General features: G+C 31.4%; 19 protein-coding genes. 4 read left to right on the top strand and 15 right to left on the bottom strand.

Features of this window, described 5'->3' with window-relative positions; genetic code table 11:
* Positions 1 to 7: 7 nt before the first annotated feature.
* Complete coding sequence (locus CD035_RS13255) at positions 8 to 898, bottom strand: phosphate acyltransferase (RefSeq protein ID WP_048539740.1); 891 nt, start codon at positions 896 to 898, stop codon at positions 8 to 10.
* A 120-nt stretch (positions 899 to 1,018) separates the two neighbouring features.
* Between CD035_RS13255 and CD035_RS13250 the strand changes: the two genes are divergently transcribed.
* Positions 1,019 to 1,276: a DUF2627 family protein gene (locus CD035_RS13250; protein ID WP_048539739.1), complete on the top strand. Its 258-nt coding sequence runs from the start codon at positions 1,019 to 1,021 to the stop codon at positions 1,274 to 1,276.
* Positions 1,277 to 1,282: 6 nt separating this feature from the next.
* On the opposite strand, the gene CD035_RS13245 is transcribed toward CD035_RS13250, so the two are convergent.
* The 13 genes from CD035_RS13245 to CD035_RS13185 form a co-directional block, all read right to left on the bottom strand.
* Complete coding sequence (locus tag CD035_RS13245) at positions 1,283 to 1,984, bottom strand: response regulator (protein ID WP_103354283.1); 702 nt, start codon at positions 1,982 to 1,984, stop codon at positions 1,283 to 1,285.
* Positions 1,985 to 2,013: 29 nt separating this feature from the next.
* Positions 2,014 to 3,684 (bottom strand): DNA repair protein RecN, encoded by a 1,671-nt coding sequence (gene recN / locus CD035_RS13240; protein ID WP_048539737.1) that lies wholly within the window; start codon positions 3,682 to 3,684, stop codon positions 2,014 to 2,016.
* 17 nt (positions 3,685 to 3,701) lie between these two features.
* The gene (ahrC, locus tag CD035_RS13235; protein WP_025904936.1) at positions 3,702 to 4,154 is read right to left on the bottom strand and encodes a transcriptional regulator AhrC/ArgR; all 453 of its coding nucleotides are present in this window, start codon (positions 4,152 to 4,154) and stop codon (positions 3,702 to 3,704) included.
* Between the two features lie 147 nt (positions 4,155 to 4,301).
* Positions 4,302 to 6,170: a 1-deoxy-D-xylulose-5-phosphate synthase gene (gene dxs, locus CD035_RS13230; protein WP_048539736.1), complete on the bottom strand. Its 1,869-nt coding sequence runs from the start codon at positions 6,168 to 6,170 to the stop codon at positions 4,302 to 4,304.
* 57 nt (positions 6,171 to 6,227) lie between these two features.
* Positions 6,228 to 7,106: a polyprenyl synthetase family protein gene (locus CD035_RS13225; protein WP_107610393.1), complete on the bottom strand. Its 879-nt coding sequence runs from the start codon at positions 7,104 to 7,106 to the stop codon at positions 6,228 to 6,230.
* The gene (gene xseB / locus CD035_RS13220; protein ID WP_153653573.1) at positions 7,087 to 7,278 is read right to left on the bottom strand and encodes an exodeoxyribonuclease VII small subunit; all 192 of its coding nucleotides are present in this window, start codon (positions 7,276 to 7,278) and stop codon (positions 7,087 to 7,089) included. Before xseB ends, CD035_RS13225 begins: the two co-directional genes overlap by 20 nt.
* A gap of 32 nt (positions 7,279 to 7,310) precedes the next feature.
* Positions 7,311 to 8,636: an exodeoxyribonuclease VII large subunit gene (gene xseA / locus CD035_RS13215; protein WP_048539735.1), complete on the bottom strand. Its 1,326-nt coding sequence runs from the start codon at positions 8,634 to 8,636 to the stop codon at positions 7,311 to 7,313.
* 12 nt (positions 8,637 to 8,648) lie between these two features.
* On the bottom strand, positions 8,649 to 9,041 hold the full coding sequence (gene nusB, locus CD035_RS13210; protein ID WP_048539734.1) for a transcription antitermination factor NusB: 393 nt from the start codon (positions 9,039 to 9,041) through the stop codon (positions 8,649 to 8,651).
* Positions 9,042 to 9,097: 56 nt separating this feature from the next.
* Positions 9,098 to 9,457, bottom strand: a complete 360-nt coding sequence (locus tag CD035_RS13205; RefSeq protein ID WP_025904942.1) for an Asp23/Gls24 family envelope stress response protein — start codon at positions 9,455 to 9,457, stop codon at positions 9,098 to 9,100.
* A 12-nt stretch (positions 9,458 to 9,469) separates the two neighbouring features.
* A complete protein-coding gene (accC, locus tag CD035_RS13200) occupies positions 9,470 to 10,828 on the bottom strand; it encodes an acetyl-CoA carboxylase biotin carboxylase subunit (RefSeq protein ID WP_048539733.1) in 1,359 nt (452 codons plus the stop codon).
* Between the two features lies 1 nt (position 10,829).
* Positions 10,830 to 11,279, bottom strand: coding sequence for an acetyl-CoA carboxylase biotin carboxyl carrier protein (accB, locus tag CD035_RS13195; RefSeq protein WP_037588238.1), 450 nt, complete (start codon positions 11,277 to 11,279; stop codon positions 10,830 to 10,832).
* A 181-nt stretch (positions 11,280 to 11,460) separates the two neighbouring features.
* On the bottom strand, positions 11,461 to 12,018 hold the full coding sequence (efp, locus tag CD035_RS13190) for an elongation factor P (protein ID WP_025904945.1): 558 nt from the start codon (positions 12,016 to 12,018) through the stop codon (positions 11,461 to 11,463).
* A 25-nt stretch (positions 12,019 to 12,043) separates the two neighbouring features.
* Positions 12,044 to 13,099, bottom strand: coding sequence for a M24 family metallopeptidase (locus CD035_RS13185; protein WP_048539732.1), 1,056 nt, complete (start codon positions 13,097 to 13,099; stop codon positions 12,044 to 12,046).
* A gap of 99 nt (positions 13,100 to 13,198) precedes the next feature.
* Here CD035_RS13185 and CD035_RS13180 point away from each other — a divergent pair, with 99 nt between their 5' ends.
* Both CD035_RS13180 and CD035_RS13175 read left to right on the top strand, forming a co-directional pair.
* Positions 13,199 to 13,789 (top strand): hypothetical protein, encoded by a 591-nt coding sequence (locus CD035_RS13180; RefSeq protein WP_048539731.1) that lies wholly within the window; start codon positions 13,199 to 13,201, stop codon positions 13,787 to 13,789.
* A 55-nt stretch (positions 13,790 to 13,844) separates the two neighbouring features.
* Positions 13,845 to 14,057 (top strand): SA1362 family protein, encoded by a 213-nt coding sequence (locus tag CD035_RS13175; protein ID WP_048539730.1) that lies wholly within the window; start codon positions 13,845 to 13,847, stop codon positions 14,055 to 14,057.
* 27 nt (positions 14,058 to 14,084) lie between these two features.
* Here CD035_RS13175 and CD035_RS13170 read toward each other — a convergent pair whose 3' ends face one another.
* Complete coding sequence (locus CD035_RS13170; RefSeq protein ID WP_048539729.1) at positions 14,085 to 14,915, bottom strand: lipoate--protein ligase family protein; 831 nt, start codon at positions 14,913 to 14,915, stop codon at positions 14,085 to 14,087.
* A gap of 120 nt (positions 14,916 to 15,035) precedes the next feature.
* Between CD035_RS13170 and CD035_RS13165 the strand changes: the two genes are divergently transcribed.
* Positions 15,036 to 15,416 carry a rhodanese-like domain-containing protein gene (locus tag CD035_RS13165; RefSeq protein ID WP_025904950.1) on the top strand — a complete coding sequence of 127 codons (381 nt, stop codon included), beginning with the start codon at positions 15,036 to 15,038 and terminating at the stop codon, positions 15,414 to 15,416.
* Positions 15,417 to 15,438: the final 22 nt, after the last annotated feature.

The raw sequence follows: 15,438 nt of genomic DNA, 5'->3' as shown, positions 1-15,438 counted from the left end.
TAATATACTAAATAAGCATTAACGCACTACAAATAGAATGAAATTTATCTTGTGATGAATCTGATCTAGAAGTTAAAATTATGGGTATTTTTGCTCCAATTATAACAGATGCTACATCAGCGTTCGATAAATAAACGAGTGATTTATATAAAATATTGCCACTTTCAATTTGAGGGACGATTAAACCATCAACGTTACCTGATATTTTTGAATCTATTTTTTTAATAATGGATGCCTTTTTATTAATTGCAGCATCAAATGCAATTGGACCTTCTATTTCAAGGTCTAGTTTTTCTTGATTAAAATAAGACACGACTTCATGCGCATCAACCGATGACTGCATTTTCGGATTCACATTTTCAATTGCAGAAAGTACGCCTATTTTGGGCGAGTCGATACCAATTTTTTTGAGTGAATATACCAAATTCGATGTAATTTCAATTTTTTGTTCGATAGTTGGTGCAATGTTCATCGCAACATCTGATACGGTTAACATCTTGTGATACTCCGGTATATTAAATATTGCGATATGGCTCATTCTATAGTTAGTCTTCAAATTATATTTATCTTTTAATACTTCTTTCAACAATTCTGATGTTGAAATTAATCCTTTCATTATTAAGTCTGCTTTTCCATCTGCTACAGCTTGTACACATTGAGATACAGTATGTTCTTCGTTAAGTGTTTGAATAATTTCTACTCTATTTAATTCTTCATGCGTTAAATTAAATGATCTAATCAGCTCATCTTGTGGTCGTTCATCAAACAACATGAATGTAGCTTTTGTATGTTTAATCGCTTTAACAATTGCTTTAATGACACCTTCATCATTTGATTTACATACAGCAATTGTCGCCGATATATTTTGACCGTTTTTTATCATATCTTTAAAAAGCATTTAATCCCCTCCTATTACTATCATAATCAAATTGTACCGTTTATTCCATTTTTTCAATGTTTACTTTTACTCATTATCTCATATATAATATAAGTTATTAATTAATAGGAGTTTTAACTTATGCAAAAGTATATTGCATTACTTATTTTGGTTATACCAGGTATTATTGCAGGACTAGGTATTAAATGGATGAGAGATGCTGTTTTTGGACAACTCGTTTCACAATTACATTTTATTTGGTTGCAGTTTTTATTAGGCTTTATATTCTTTGTATTTGGTGTAGTGTTCATTGGGGGGTATATACTACATCGTGAAAAGAAAAATAAACGTGCACAAGAACATTTTATGAAGAAACAAAACGCCAAAAAAAGAGACTAGGAAAGCCTAGTCTCTTTTTTTAAACTTTTCATATAGATGTAATAAAAATTCACCGTTTGTAGGTCGTACATACAATTTTTCACTATTATACCAATAGGACTTTAATTCTTTATCCCAAGCTAATTTAATAGCATGCCGTATAGACCTTTCAACATTATTCGCTTGTATATTATAATTTTGAGAAATTAAAGGATAAAGTTCTTTAGTTAATGGCATCTTACGGTTATATTGAAGCATAAGATGTACACCATACTTAATATATTCATATCCGTTTAAATTTGATGAAAATCCAATCTTTTCAAGTAATAAATCTAAAGCGTCCATTTCTTCAATATTAGAATCTGTTGTTGTTATTACACGTTGTATTGTGTCTAATAAGACATCAAACTCAACAGGTTTAATTAAGAAGTAATATACTCCTAATGAAACAGATTCTTTTAAGACATCATCACTAACAAAAGCACTCATACAAACCACTTTAAATTGCTTATTTTGTTTTATATATTTTTTAAGCAAAGTCATGCCATCAATGTGTGGCAAGATTAAGTCTAATAGAAGAACATCGAAAACTTCTCCATTTAAAATGTCGAGTGCTTCTTTACCGTTGTATCCAATATTAACAATTTCAATATCGTGTTCTTTTAAATATTGTGCCATTTCACTAACATACGCTTTCGAGTCTTCTATTATTGCAACCTTAATTACCATGCTTAACACCCTAACGAATCATTCTATTTTTAATTTTTGTTTTGTATAATCATTTCTTTAGCGTGTTGTCGAGTTAATTCAGTAACTTCAACACCTGATATCATTCTTGCTATTTCATCTATTTTATCTTTACCATCTAATTGTTTTATAGAAGTCGTTGTTCTATCATTTACCGTTTCTTTAGCAATATACAAATGATTATCACTAATTGCAGCGACTTGAGGTAAATGTGAAATACATATCACTTGAAGTGTTTGCGCAATCTGATGCATTTTTTCAGCCATTTTTTGAGCGACTCTTCCAGATACACCTGTATCTACTTCATCAAATAAAATTGCTGTTTGTCCTTTTGAAGAAACAAATATACTTTTCAACGCAAGCATTATTCTCGATAGTTCACCACCAGAAGCTATTTTATTTAAACTTTTTAATGGTTCGCCTTTATTTGGACTAATTAAGAATTCTACTTCTTCTAAGCCATATTGAGTAGGCTTCGTTTTAGTGAATGTAATTTCTATATTCGCATCTTGCATATGCAAATTCTGTACTTCTTCAACTAATCTATCTCTAAGATCCAACGCAACTTGTCTTCTTTTAGTAGATAGTGCTTCTCCGTATTTTAGAACGTTTGTATAAAGATCGTTAATTTCTTCACGTAATTGAGAAGTACTTTGTTCGTAGTTCTCAATTTTATATATTTCATCATCAATTTTATCTCTATATTTGATTAATTCAGGTATGCTTTTACCATATTTACGATTGAGGTCAGTGAGTACATTTAATCTAGACTCGTACTCATTTAGTAAAGATTCATCAAAGTCATTAGATGTTAGTTCATTATATAGTTCATGTTTGTAATCTTCTAAAGTGTAATACATTTGATCTAATTCTTCACTAAAAGCAGTATATTTATCCGGAATAATATCGTTTATATGTTGAATTTCTTGATTAAGTTCATAAATTTTATCTGTAATGTTTTCTTCACTACTCAATAACATATGGGCTTTATTAAGACTTTCATTTATTTTTTCATGATTTTGAAGTTTTTTAATTTCTTGATTTAAAAACTCAATTTCATCTTCTTTTAAATTCGCGTCATGTAATTCATCACGTTGGAATTTTATTAAATCTAATCTTTGTAATAATGCTTGGTCTTGAGATTCTAACTTTTCAAGTTCTTGTTTTTTCAAACGATAAGATTGAAAAATTTCTTCATATTGATCAATTTCAGATTGATATGTGCCATCAGCATAATTATCTAACAATGATAAATGATATTTAGGTTTAAGTAATATTTGCGTTTCATGTTGACCATGTATATCAAGTAATTCTTGCATGACAATTTTTAAATCAGATAGTGTTACATTCTGATTGTTCAATTTACAAATGCTTTTTCCTGAAGAAAATATTTCTCTTTTTACAAACAAGAAATCTTCGTCAAAATCGATATCTAACTCACTTAAGATTTTATTGACATTAGGTACATTATCGATATCAAACACGCCTTCAATTGTCGCCTTCTGTTCGCCATGTCTAACAAAACTTTGTGAGGCTCTTGCACCTACTAACTGACCAATAGCATCTATAATAATAGATTTACCAGCACCAGTTTCACCGCTTAAAACAGTCAGTCCACCTGAAAAATTAATTTCTAAAGATTCAATTATAGCAAATTGTTTAATTGTAAGAGCTTGTAACATTGTATATTAAATCTCCTTTAAAGCATATTAAAAATTCTATCTGTAATAACTTCAGCTGCCTCAGTATCTTTACAAATAATTAAGCATGTGTCATCACCGCATATCGTACCAATGACTTCTGTCCAATCTATTTGGTCAATAATTGCACCAATTGATTGCGCATTACCTGGTAATGTTTTAAGAACTAATAAATTATCTGCTCCATCAATCTTTACAAATGAATCCATTAAATATCTACCTAATTTATCAATCGGGTGATATTTACGATCTCTAGGTAAACTATAGATATATTGACCAGAAGGTGCTGGAACTTTAATTAATTGAAGCTCTTTAATATCACGAGATATTGTAGCTTGTGTGATATTCAAATCATATTCATTTAGTCTTTTGACTAATTCTTCTTGTGTTTCAATTTGTTCGTTAGAAATTATTTCTCTTATCTTAATCTGACGCATTGTTTTGTTCGCCATTACATACACCTCTGTTAATGAATATTTATACACTTATAATAGCATAAAATTGATAAAAATAGTAATGTAAGCGCTATAAACAATTTAAATGACGCTTTAGATATACTAAAGCGTCTTTTTCAACATAATTATTCATATATTTATCAATTACTTAATTAACGATTTGACAGTAGACATGATATTTGATTTAGAGATACCAATATCTTCTAATAATAAACCTACATCACCATGCTCAATGTATGTGTCATTTATGCCTATTCTTCTTACATTATTATGATAATCATTGTCTTTCATAAAAGTAGCTATTTGACTTCCTAAACCACCAGTCAACATGGCTTCTTCAACTGTAATAATCGGTTTCGACGCTTTACCGAGGTTATGCAGCATTTCAAAATCCATAGGTTTTATAAACCGAGCATTAACAATATTGATATGGATGTCTTCTTTTAATAATTCGTCTGCTACATCTGTTACAAGTGAGACTGTTGGTCCATAACTAATAATCGTTAAATCATCACCGTTTCTTTCAACATTCCAAGATCCTAATTTTATTAATTCACTATCTTTAGTATCATCCAGTAACGGAGCATTACCTCTCGGATACCTGATTGCCATTGGACCATGTTTAGTTTCAAAAGCAGTTTTGATCATATTTTTCGCTTCATTACCATCTTTAGGCATCATGATTGTAAAGTTAGGAAATTGACTTAAAAAGCCAACATCAAATACACCTTGATGAGTTTCTCCATCTGCCCCAACAAGTCCTGCTCGATCAACACCAAACAATACGTTTAAGTTTTGACGGTCTACATCGTGTAACAATTGATCATATGCACGTTGCATAAATGTTGAATAGATTGCGACATATGGTTTCATGCCTTGTGTTGCAAGTCCTGCTGCCATCGTAACTGCATGCTGTTCGGCAATACCTACATCAAAAAATTGTTCAGGTAACGTTTGTTGAAATTTAGTTAATTTTGATCCAACAGGCATAGCTGGCGTGATTGCAACAATTCGTTTGTCTTGTTGCGCATATGCTAATACTTCATCACTCATTAATGCACTCCATGCCGGCCCTTCAGCACTTCCTTTTATCACTTCACCAGTCTCAAGCTTATATGGTCCTAAACCATGCCAAGTCCCAATTATATCTTTCTCAGCAGGTTTATAACCTTTACCTTTTTTAGTCACAACGTGTATGAGAACAGGTTTGTCCATTTGTTTTGAAACTGTTATAGCTTCATCTAATGCTTTAAAATTATGGCCATCTACAGGTCCAATATATTTAATGCCAAGTTCTTCAAAGAAGATGCCATCTACGACTAAATATTTTAAACTGTCTTTAATTTTATCAGCAGAGTCTTTTAACAAATCTCTACCAGGTAATCTATTAATTAAACTTTCAGCATCAAATTTAAAGCGATTATAATTTTGGTTAGATCGAATTCTCGCAAACATATTATGCATTGCACCAACATTTGGTGCGATACTCATTTCGTTATCATTTAAAATAATCGTTAAATTCGTTTTGTCATGTCCTATGTGGTTTAATGCTTCTAGTGCCATACCACCTGTCAAAGCGCCATCACCAATTACAGGTACAACATGATGATCTTGTCCTAATATATCTCTTGCTTTTGCCATCCCCACAGCAGCAGATAAAGAAGTTGAACTATGTCCAGCTTCCCATACATCATGTTCTGATTCTTTCATTTTAGGAAAACCACATAATCCTTTATATTGTCGTAAAGAACTAAATTCATGGCCTCTACCGGTTAATATTTTATGAATGTATGTTTGATGTCCAACATCCCATAATATCTTATCTACAGGGCTATTAAAATGTTTATGTAGACTCAATGTTAATTCAACCACACCTAAATTTGCCCCTATGTGTCCGCCAGTTACCGAACATGTTTCTATTAAAAATTTTCTAATGTCACTACTCAGTTGTTCAAGTTCTTGATGAGATAAATCTTTGAGGAAGGATGGGTTTTTTATTTTTGAAACATCCATTTTTTAACCACCTTTAGCCCGATTCTTGTGACCAGTCATCTACATTATAAAAATAGATTAATTTTCTCTATTTGCAAATAATTTTGTGAGAGACTTAAGTTCTTCAGTGTTATATTGATCTTCTAATTGTTCAAGTAAATATAACGCTTGATTCACATGTTGTTCTAAAGCAACCTTAGTATTGGTCTTACCTAATAGAGACACATAAGTGCTCTTCTGATTCGCGACATCACTGCCAACTGACTTACCTATTTTATCGAAATCCCCTTCAATATCTAGCAAATCATCTTTAATTTGGAATATTAATCCTAATTCTTGGCTAAATGAATCTAGTAATAAAAATGTCTTACTATTAACTTTAGCGATTGTACAGGCTGCAACGACAGAAAAACGTATCAGTGCTCCAGTTTTGTATCTATGGATTTTGCGTAATGTATCAAGTGAAATTTCTTTATTTTCACTTTCCATATCTAATACTTGTCCACCTACCATACCTTGATGACCGGCTGACTCAGAAAGCAATCTAATCAATTTGACTTTTTCGTCAGCTTCTATATATGTATCTTTAGTAATCAGTTCAAAAGCCTTTGTTAATAATGCATCACCAGCTAAGATTGCAGTCGCATCACCATAGATTTTATGATTCGTTTTCATCCCGCGTCTATAATCATCGTTATCCATAGCTGGTAAATCATCATGTATAAGGGAATATGTATGTATCATTTCAAGTGCTTTTGCAGTTTCCATTCCTTTATTAATATCAGTCTTTAACATCGATAACGTCATTAATAATAGTACAGGACGAATACGCTTTCCACCTGCTAATAAAGAATATCGCATACTTTCTTCTAATTGTGTATTTACAACTGAATCTAGTTTCGTTTGTTTAAGTGATTCAGTGAACTTGTCTACATAACTATTCATGATTTGACTCATCTGAATCACCTTCCTTTTGAACAAGTTTGTTTACTTTATCTTCAGCTGCTTTGAGTTTCGTTTCACATTTACTACTTAATTCAATGCCTCTTTGATAAAGTTCAATTGATTCCTCAAGAGAAATATTTTCTTCGTCTAATTTACCGACGACTTTTTCTAATTCTTCCATCATTTCTTCAAAAGTTTGTTCTTTAGCCACATTTGTCACCTAATTTCCTTAACATTAGCATTTATTTTACCATCTTTTAAATTGATTGTAATATCATCGTCAATTTTTAAATCATTTTTGCTTGTAATGATTTTATCATCTTTTTCGATGATTGAATAACCTCTTAACATAATTTGAGTCGGACTTAACGCATCTAGTTGCGCTAACTTGCTTGTCAGCACTTGTTTTTTTTGACTTATAATACGATTAACGAGCTGTGTTTGAAGCATGTTTAAACGATTAAAGTCTTGTCTAAATTGAAAAGTCTTATTATAAATTGGTGTGATTCGCAATTTATTCTGTAAGATATCTAGCTTATGATTATTACGCGTAACAGTTTGTTCTAAATTTCTAGATAATTGTTTTTGTAATTCATCTAACTTCTGAGTTTCTTGATCATATAGCAACGAAGGCGTCTTCAATTTATAATATGATGAAAGTTGTTTTAATTTATGTTTATCTTGTTGAATAGTTTGCGTGATATGTTTTGTTAAATACTGTCTAGCATTTGAAATAAGTTGATACAGCGCATTAATATCTGGTGTCGCAATGACTGCGGCTTGAGTCGGTGTTGCAGCTCTTACATCACTGACAAAATCACTTAATGTCGTATCTGTTTCATGACCAACTGCTGAAATAACAGGCGTCTTACAATGATAAATGGCTTCTACAACTTCTCTTTCATTGAAGCTCCATAAATCTTCAATAGATCCACCACCACGACCAACGATAATAACATCAACGCCCATGGAATCAGCTTCTTTAATATTGTTAATGATATTATCCTTAGCTCCTTTACCTTGAACTAAAGTGCTCATTAACACTTGTTCTGCAAGTGGATAACGCTTATCTAAAGTAGAACATATATCTCTTATCGCAGCGCCAGTCGATGCTGTCAACACAGCAATTTTCTTAGGATATTTAGGTATGCTTAATTTATGCTCTTGGTCAAAGTAACCTTTTTCTGCTAATTCTTTTTTCAGTGCCTCAAATTTTTCATATAGAAGACCCACACCATCTAATTGCATAGATTGAACATAAATTTGGTAAGCACCTCTTGATTCATAAACCCCTATTCTACCTTCAACAAGTACTTGGTCACCTTCTTTAGGATTAAACGACAATTGATTTGCGCTCGATTTAAACATCATAGCACTGAGCACACCTTTATCGTCTTTTAATGCAAAATAAAGATGACCACTTGAATGTCTTTTAAAGTTTGATATTTCACCTTTAATAAAGACATTAAGTAGATGTGGATCTTGATCAAATTTATATTTGATATATTTAGTTATTGCTGTAACTGATAAATACTTATCCATTTATATCACTCTTTAACTTTTTGATAAACTGCTTAATACACCATTAATAAATTTATAGTGATCATCATCACTGTATACTTTCGCAATTTCTACTGCTTCATTAAATATAACTTTCTCTGGTGTATCTGTATATTTCAATTCATAAGTAGCCATTCTTAAAATAATTCTATCAGTTTTAAGTAAACGGTCTAATGTCCAGTTTTTTAAATGTGGACTTACAATTTCATCTAGTTCGTCTTTTTTCTCTACAACTTCTTTAACAAAGTTTTTGACATATAAATATTGTTCACCTTTAAAGTCTTCTACTAAATATTGAATCGCTTCTTCTACTGTTAAATCAGTTTTGTTATTTTCTAATTGATATAGTGATTTAAAGACAATCTCTCTTAGTTCTGTTCTTTTCATATTCTTCTCCTTCAAAGAATAAGAGGATGCACGCATCCTCTTAATTAATCATTTTATTATTGGAAATGTATATTAACGATATGTACATTAACTTCTTTTGGTGTTAATGCCGTCATCGTATTTAATGCTTGTTTAATTTCTGATTGAACTTTACGTGCTGTTTCAGAAATTTTTGTACCGTAGTCAAATGTACAGTAGACATTAATGTAGATGCCGTCTTCTTTAATATCGACTTTAATACCTTTACCAAAATTCTTTTTCCCGAATTTTTCTAAGGAATTCTTATTAAAAACGGATTGCATATGAGATACACCTTTAATGTCAGTAGTCGCAATGCTCGCAATGACCTCAATAACTTCTGGCGCAATCTCTATTTTACCTAAAGAAGGCTTTTTATTTTCAATTGTTTTAGCCATTTGAATCCCTCCCTATTTGTCTTCATTATTTATAATATCATGAATCTCTAGGAAATTGGTATTAAAATCACCTGATTCAAATACATCATTTTCTAACAATCTTAAATGGAATGGGATCGTTGTATCTATGCCAGCAACTAAAAATTCTGATAAAGCTCTTTTACCGATTTGAATTGCATCTGTTCTATCTTTACCATGAACAATAAGCTTCGCAACCATTGAATCATAATAAGGCGGAATCGTATATCCTGTATAACATGCTGAATCAATACGCACGCCAAATCCACCTGGTGTTAAATATTGATTAATTTTCCCTGGTGATGGCATGAAATTCTTAAATGGACTTTCTGCGTTGATTCTAAATTCAATCGCATGTCCACTCAAGTCAACTTCTTCTTGTGTAACTGGTAATGATTCACCACTTGCCACTTTAAGTTGAAGTTTAACTAAATCCATTCCAGTAACCATCTCAGTAACAGGATGTTCTACTTGAATACGCGTATTCATTTCCATGAAATAGAACGTTTCAGCATCTAAATCATAAATAAATTCAATTGTACCAGCATTTTCATAATTAACGGCTTTAGCTGCTCTAATAGCCGCTTCACCCATTTCTTTACGCATTTCTTCAGAAAGGACTGGTGAAGGAGATTCTTCTACTAACTTTTGCATACGTCTTTGGATCGTACAATCACGTTCACCAAGATGTATAACATTACCTTCTGAATCACCCATTACTTGAATTTCAATATGTCTAAAGTTTTCGATGAACTTTTCTAAATATAAACCTTTGTTACCAAATGCTGTTTCAGCTTCTTGCTGTGTCATTCTAAATCCTGTTACAAGCTCTTCTTCATTACGTGCAATTCGGATACCTTTACCGCCACCACCGGCAGTAGCTTTAATAATAACAGGATAGCCGATTTTCTTCGCACATTTCTTTGCAATTCTTACTGTATCTACTAAACCATCACTACCAGGAACAACAGGTACGTTAGCTTTGATCATTTCTTCTTTCGCAACGTCTTTAATACCCATCTTCTGGATAGATTGATAACTAGGTCCAATAAATTTAATTTGGCATGCTTCACACATTTCTGCAAAATCACTATTCTCGGCTAAGAAACCATAACCAGGATGGATACCGTCACAACCTGTTGATTTTGCAATTGAAATAATATTAGGAACGTGAAGGTATGAATCTTTAGATTGTGTCGGTCCAACACAATAAGCTTCATCTGCTATTTGAGTATGTAATGCATCTTTATCAGCTTCTGAATAAATTGCGACCGTTTGTATGTCTAACTCTCTACAAGCTCTAATGATTCTTACTGCAATTTCCCCTCTATTTGCAATTAATACTTTTTTCATATTACTTCACCTTGAATAACGGTTGGCCATACTCTACCATTTGTCCGTCTTCAACTAATATTTCAGTGATTTCACCAGAAACTTCTGCTTGAATTTCATTAAATAGTTTCATTGCTTCTAAAATACATACAGTTGTATCAGCTTCTACACGTGAACCTACTTGAACGTATGGACCTTCATCAGGAGATGGTGATTTATAGAATGTACCAACCATTGGCGCATTAATCGTCAAACCACTTGGCGCTTCTTGTTCAACATTTTGTTGTGGTGCTGATTGAGTTGCTTGTTGTGGTTGTTCTGCTACGACATTTGTTGCACCTTGGCTATAAATAATTTCTTGTTTAATATCTTTTTTTAAAGTTAGTTTAAAATCTTTATCATTAATATCAATTTCAGTTAAAGAAGAATTATCTAACACATCAACTAGTTCTTTAATTTGTTTTAAGTTCATTTGAAAAACTCCTTTTAAATTCTAATACGTTACACTTCATACATTTTACTTTAGTGGTCATACCAATTCAAGAGATTTTAATATTTAATTATAAATGTAAATAAGAAACATTCCTAATGTAACTAAAATGATTGAGGCCAGGACACAAGTTACTGTCCCAGCCTCATTTTAATGTTTAATATTAACCTCTTGATACGTAGCTTCCGTCAGTAGTATTAATGACAAGTAAATCACCTTCATTAACAAATAACGGTACGTTTAAACTATAACCTGTTTCAACTGTAGCTTGTTTAGTTGCACCAGTTGCTGTATCACCTTTAATACCAGGTTCAGTTTCTGTTACTTGAAGTGTAACTGTATTTGGTAATTCAATACCAATTGTTTCACCTTCATAAGATTGGATTTGAACTTCCATGTTTTCTTTAATAAATTTAAGTTCATATTCTAGTTTATCACCAGGTAACTCTAGTTGATCGTAAGTTTCGTTATCCATGAACACATGGCTATCACCATTAGCATATAGATATTGCATACGACGATTATCGATTTGAGCTTTTTCAACTTTTTCACCGGCTCTAAAAGTTTTCTCTTGGATTGCACCAGTTCTTAAGTTTCTTAATTTAGAACGAACGAATGCCGCACCTTTACCTGGTTTCACATGTTGGAAGTCCATAACTTTCCAAATGCCATTATCAACTTTAATTGTTAAACCTGTTTTAAAATCATTAACTGAAATCATTCATTTTCCTCCTATTTATACCTTCTTATAAAATAATAAGGTCTTTTGAAGATTTAGTAAAGCGCTGTAAGCCATTTTTTGTAACTAATACGTCATCTTCTATTCTAACGCCACCTAAACCATCTACATATATACCTGGTTCTAAAGTGATACACATATTTTCTTCAAGAACGATATCTGATTTTTGAGATAATGCTGGGCCTTCGTGTACTTCTAATCCAATGCCATGTCCTAAAGAATGGCCAAATTGTTCACCATAGCCATAACTTTTAATAATATCTCTTGCAATCGTATCTGCTTCTTTACCAGTCATACCTGGTTTAATTTGTTCTAACGCTGCTAATTGTGCCTCTAAAACAATATTATATATTTTCTTCATTTCTTCTTTTGGTTCACCAATTGCAAATGTTCTCGTAACATCACTAACGTATCCTTCATATAATGCTCCGAAGTCTAATGTAATCATATCTCCTTCTTCGATAACTTTATTACTTGCTACACCATGAGGTAATGCACCACGGTGCCCTGAAGCAACAATCGTATCGAATGATGAGCATGTTGCACCTTTGCTTCTCATAAACATTTCCATTTCATTGTTCACTTCATTTTCAGTCATGCCAGGTTTAACCCATTTTAAAATGTGTTCATATGTTTCATCTACAATGTCAGCTGCTTTCTGAATTTGTTTAATTTCAAATTCATCTTTAACCATTCTGATTGTTTCGATAACACTTTCAATAGAAGAAAGTTCAACTGCATCTGTATTTAGTGCTTGATATTCATTATAAGTAATTAAATGTGATTCGACGCCAACATTTTTATACTGACCTTCTTTAATCAGGTCATTAATCTTACTTAACATTGGTCCTTCTTGATTAATAACTTCAAAATCTTGAGCTTGATCGTTCGCTTGTTGAATATATCTAAAGTCTGTAATTAAAAGGGATTTGTCTTGTGTAATTAACAGACTACCACTTGTCCCAGTAAATCCAGAAAGATATCTTCTATTATACGGTGATAGAATTACAACTGCTTCTAGACCTTTTTCATTCATGACTTCTCTTAATTTATTAATTTTCATATTTATCCCCTTTCTATTTGTACAATAAATCTATATACATTAAAATAATATCATACATATCGAAATTTTTTCACAGTAAAACATTGGGAGTAAATAAACATGAGAAAAACAATTATAACAATCATGGCAAGTACAGTTGTCTTATCTGCGTGTGGAAATGATAAAATTCAACAACTTGAAGAAAAGAAGTCTTCATTAAAAAGTGATAATCGAAAATTAAAAAAAGAAGTATTAGACTTAGAAGATAAAAACAAAACATATAAACAAAAAGAAAATAGTGTCAAAAGCAAAATTAAACAAAATGAAAAAGAATCGTCGAGTCTGTTTACAACTCAATATTTAAAGTCATCTACAAAATTTGTAAATGAAACAAAATCTAACATTACAAGTTATAACAAAATCAAGAAAAATGTAACATCTAAATTCGATGATGAACATACTAAAAATGAATTAGAAAATATTTATCACAATCAAGAAAACATTACAGATAGATATAAAGATGAAATGAAAGGTAAATCTATTCCTAAAGATTATAAAACGCTTCATAAAAGTATGTTAAAACTATCAACAAGTATTGAAAAAGTGTTTAAAGATTTAAATGATGCTTACAATAAGAAGGATAAAAAAGGTATCCAAAAAGCAATTCAAGAGCTTAATGGTTTAGATAAAGAGATAGGTCAAATTGAGTGAGATTATACATAAAATGTGCTATATTAAATAGACTAATAATTTAAGGTGAGATTTTATGAAAAATGTTTTATTCTATTTAATTATTGCTATAGCAGTTTTTGGATTAATTATGAATCTTGATTTCTTTATTATGGGCTTCATTCGTATGATTGTCTCATTAATCATATTCGGATTAATCATCTATCTAATTTACTATTTCTTCTTTTTAACGCCAGATCAACGTAAATATAAAAAAGCAATGCGTAAACAAAAGCGTAGAAATAGATAAAAAAAGAGACTTCAATAGTCTCTTTTTTTACTTTCTATAAGTCCAATCTTCTGATTTATATTTTTCTTCTAATTGTTTAATTTCAGCAAGCTGCTCTTCGGTAAATTCAAGTGGTTTATATTCTATATCTAAACCTTTCTTAAATCCTTCATAAAATGCTGTTTCCATTTCTTCTAGAGTGATGAATTTATCTGATAAATCATTTATAGCAACTGCTTTATTTGTAAATGCTGCTTTCATTTTATCTTTTAGTCGATCGTTTCTATATATAAACATATCAAACAATTCATCGACATCTATATCTTGTAAAATTGAGCCATGTTGTAAGATAACGCCTTTTTGACGTGTTTGAGCGCTTCCTGCTATTTTTCTATCTTCTACAACAAGTTCATACCAACTTGGTGCATCAAAACAAACTGAACTACGTGGTGTCTTAAGTTTATCTCTTTCTTCTTTTGTCTTTGGAATTGAAAAGTATGCGTCGAATCCTAATGATTTAAAACCTTCTAACAATCCCTCTGAGATTACTCTATAAGCTTCAGTTACCGTTTTAGGCATATTTGGATGCGATTCTGGAACGATGACACTATAAGTTAATTCTTTATCGTGTAAGACACCTCTACCCCCTGTAGCACGTCTTACAAGTCCAAAACCTTTTTCTTTTACTTTTTCAATATCAATTTCTTTAGTTAGTTTTTGAAAATATCCAATTGATAACGTAGCTGGATCCCAAGTGTAAAATCTAATTACAGGATCGATTTCTCCTCTACTCACAAAATTCATAAGTGCTTCATCAACTGCCATATTATAATATGGATTATTCGATTTCGTGTTTAAAAAGTGCCAAGTTTCTTTCACAATTAAAACTCCTATTCAATTAATTCTTATGTACTTTTCTATTTTAGCAAAAATATTTTGATAAATCTCACAAGAAATCTTATAATAAGGGTATCGACTTGAATTGGGAGGAATCAGACCATGAATTATTGGTATATCGCGCTCATAGTCCTAGTCTTGATTATCATTTATATGGCAATTAACTATTCATTAAATAAGCGCGCAGTAAAAGAATTAGATCAAAATGAATTCCATAAGGGATTAAGAAAGGCACAAGTTATAGACTTGCGTGAAAAGGCTGATTTTGACTATGGTCATATTATCGGGGCAAGAAATATACCGATGAGTGTATTTCGTACAAGATATCAAGGTTTACGTAAAGACCAACCTATATATTTTTGCGACGCAAATGGCGTAGCAAGTTATAGAGCTGCTAGAATGATGAAGAAAAAAGGTTACACTGAACTATTCATGCTTAAAGGCGGCTATAAAAAATGGACTGGTAAAGTTAAATCTAAATAATATTAAAGCGTCTTGATCGTTA

Source organism: Mammaliicoccus sciuri (genome assembly GCF_002901825.1).
Taxonomy (GTDB): domain Bacteria; phylum Bacillota; class Bacilli; order Staphylococcales; family Staphylococcaceae; genus Mammaliicoccus; species Mammaliicoccus sciuri.
The sequence above is the reverse complement of the archived record's forward strand: the minus strand, read 5'-3'. Positions and strand labels throughout refer to the sequence as shown.

What these genes read in the sequence shown, in the direction of transcription:
- CD035_RS13255 (WP_048539740.1), bottom strand. Translation starts at nt 898, where the DNA reads ATGCTTTTTAAAGATATGATAAAAAACGGTCAAAATATATCGGCGACA.
- CD035_RS13250 (WP_048539739.1), top strand. Translation starts at nt 1,019, where the DNA reads ATGCAAAAGTATATTGCATTACTTATTTTGGTTATACCAGGTATTATT.
- CD035_RS13245 (WP_103354283.1), bottom strand. Translation starts at nt 1,984, where the DNA reads ATGGTAATTAAGGTTGCAATAATAGAAGACTCGAAAGCGTATGTTAGT.
- recN (WP_048539737.1), bottom strand. Translation starts at nt 3,684, where the DNA reads ATGTTACAAGCTCTTACAATTAAACAATTTGCTATAATTGAATCTTTA.
- ahrC (WP_025904936.1), bottom strand. Translation starts at nt 4,154, where the DNA reads ATGGCGAACAAAACAATGCGTCAGATTAAGATAAGAGAAATAATTTCT.
- dxs (WP_048539736.1), bottom strand. Translation starts at nt 6,170, where the DNA reads ATGGATGTTTCAAAAATAAAAAACCCATCCTTCCTCAAAGATTTATCT.
- CD035_RS13225 (WP_107610393.1), bottom strand. Translation starts at nt 7,106, where the DNA reads ATGAGTCAAATCATGAATAGTTATGTAGACAAGTTCACTGAATCACTT.
- xseB (WP_153653573.1), bottom strand. Translation starts at nt 7,278, where the DNA reads ATGATGGAAGAATTAGAAAAAGTCGTCGGTAAATTAGACGAAGAAAAT.
- xseA (WP_048539735.1), bottom strand. Translation starts at nt 8,636, where the DNA reads ATGGATAAGTATTTATCAGTTACAGCAATAACTAAATATATCAAATAT.
- nusB (WP_048539734.1), bottom strand. Translation starts at nt 9,041, where the DNA reads ATGAAAAGAACAGAACTAAGAGAGATTGTCTTTAAATCACTATATCAA.
- CD035_RS13205 (WP_025904942.1), bottom strand. Translation starts at nt 9,457, where the DNA reads ATGGCTAAAACAATTGAAAATAAAAAGCCTTCTTTAGGTAAAATAGAG.
- accC (WP_048539733.1), bottom strand. Translation starts at nt 10,828, where the DNA reads ATGAAAAAAGTATTAATTGCAAATAGAGGGGAAATTGCAGTAAGAATC.
- accB (WP_037588238.1), bottom strand. Translation starts at nt 11,279, where the DNA reads ATGAACTTAAAACAAATTAAAGAACTAGTTGATGTGTTAGATAATTCT.
- efp (WP_025904945.1), bottom strand. Translation starts at nt 12,018, where the DNA reads ATGATTTCAGTTAATGATTTTAAAACAGGTTTAACAATTAAAGTTGAT.
- CD035_RS13185 (WP_048539732.1), bottom strand. Translation starts at nt 13,099, where the DNA reads ATGAAAATTAATAAATTAAGAGAAGTCATGAATGAAAAAGGTCTAGAA.
- CD035_RS13180 (WP_048539731.1), top strand. Translation starts at nt 13,199, where the DNA reads ATGAGAAAAACAATTATAACAATCATGGCAAGTACAGTTGTCTTATCT.
- CD035_RS13175 (WP_048539730.1), top strand. Translation starts at nt 13,845, where the DNA reads ATGAAAAATGTTTTATTCTATTTAATTATTGCTATAGCAGTTTTTGGA.
- CD035_RS13165 (WP_025904950.1), top strand. Translation starts at nt 15,036, where the DNA reads ATGAATTATTGGTATATCGCGCTCATAGTCCTAGTCTTGATTATCATT.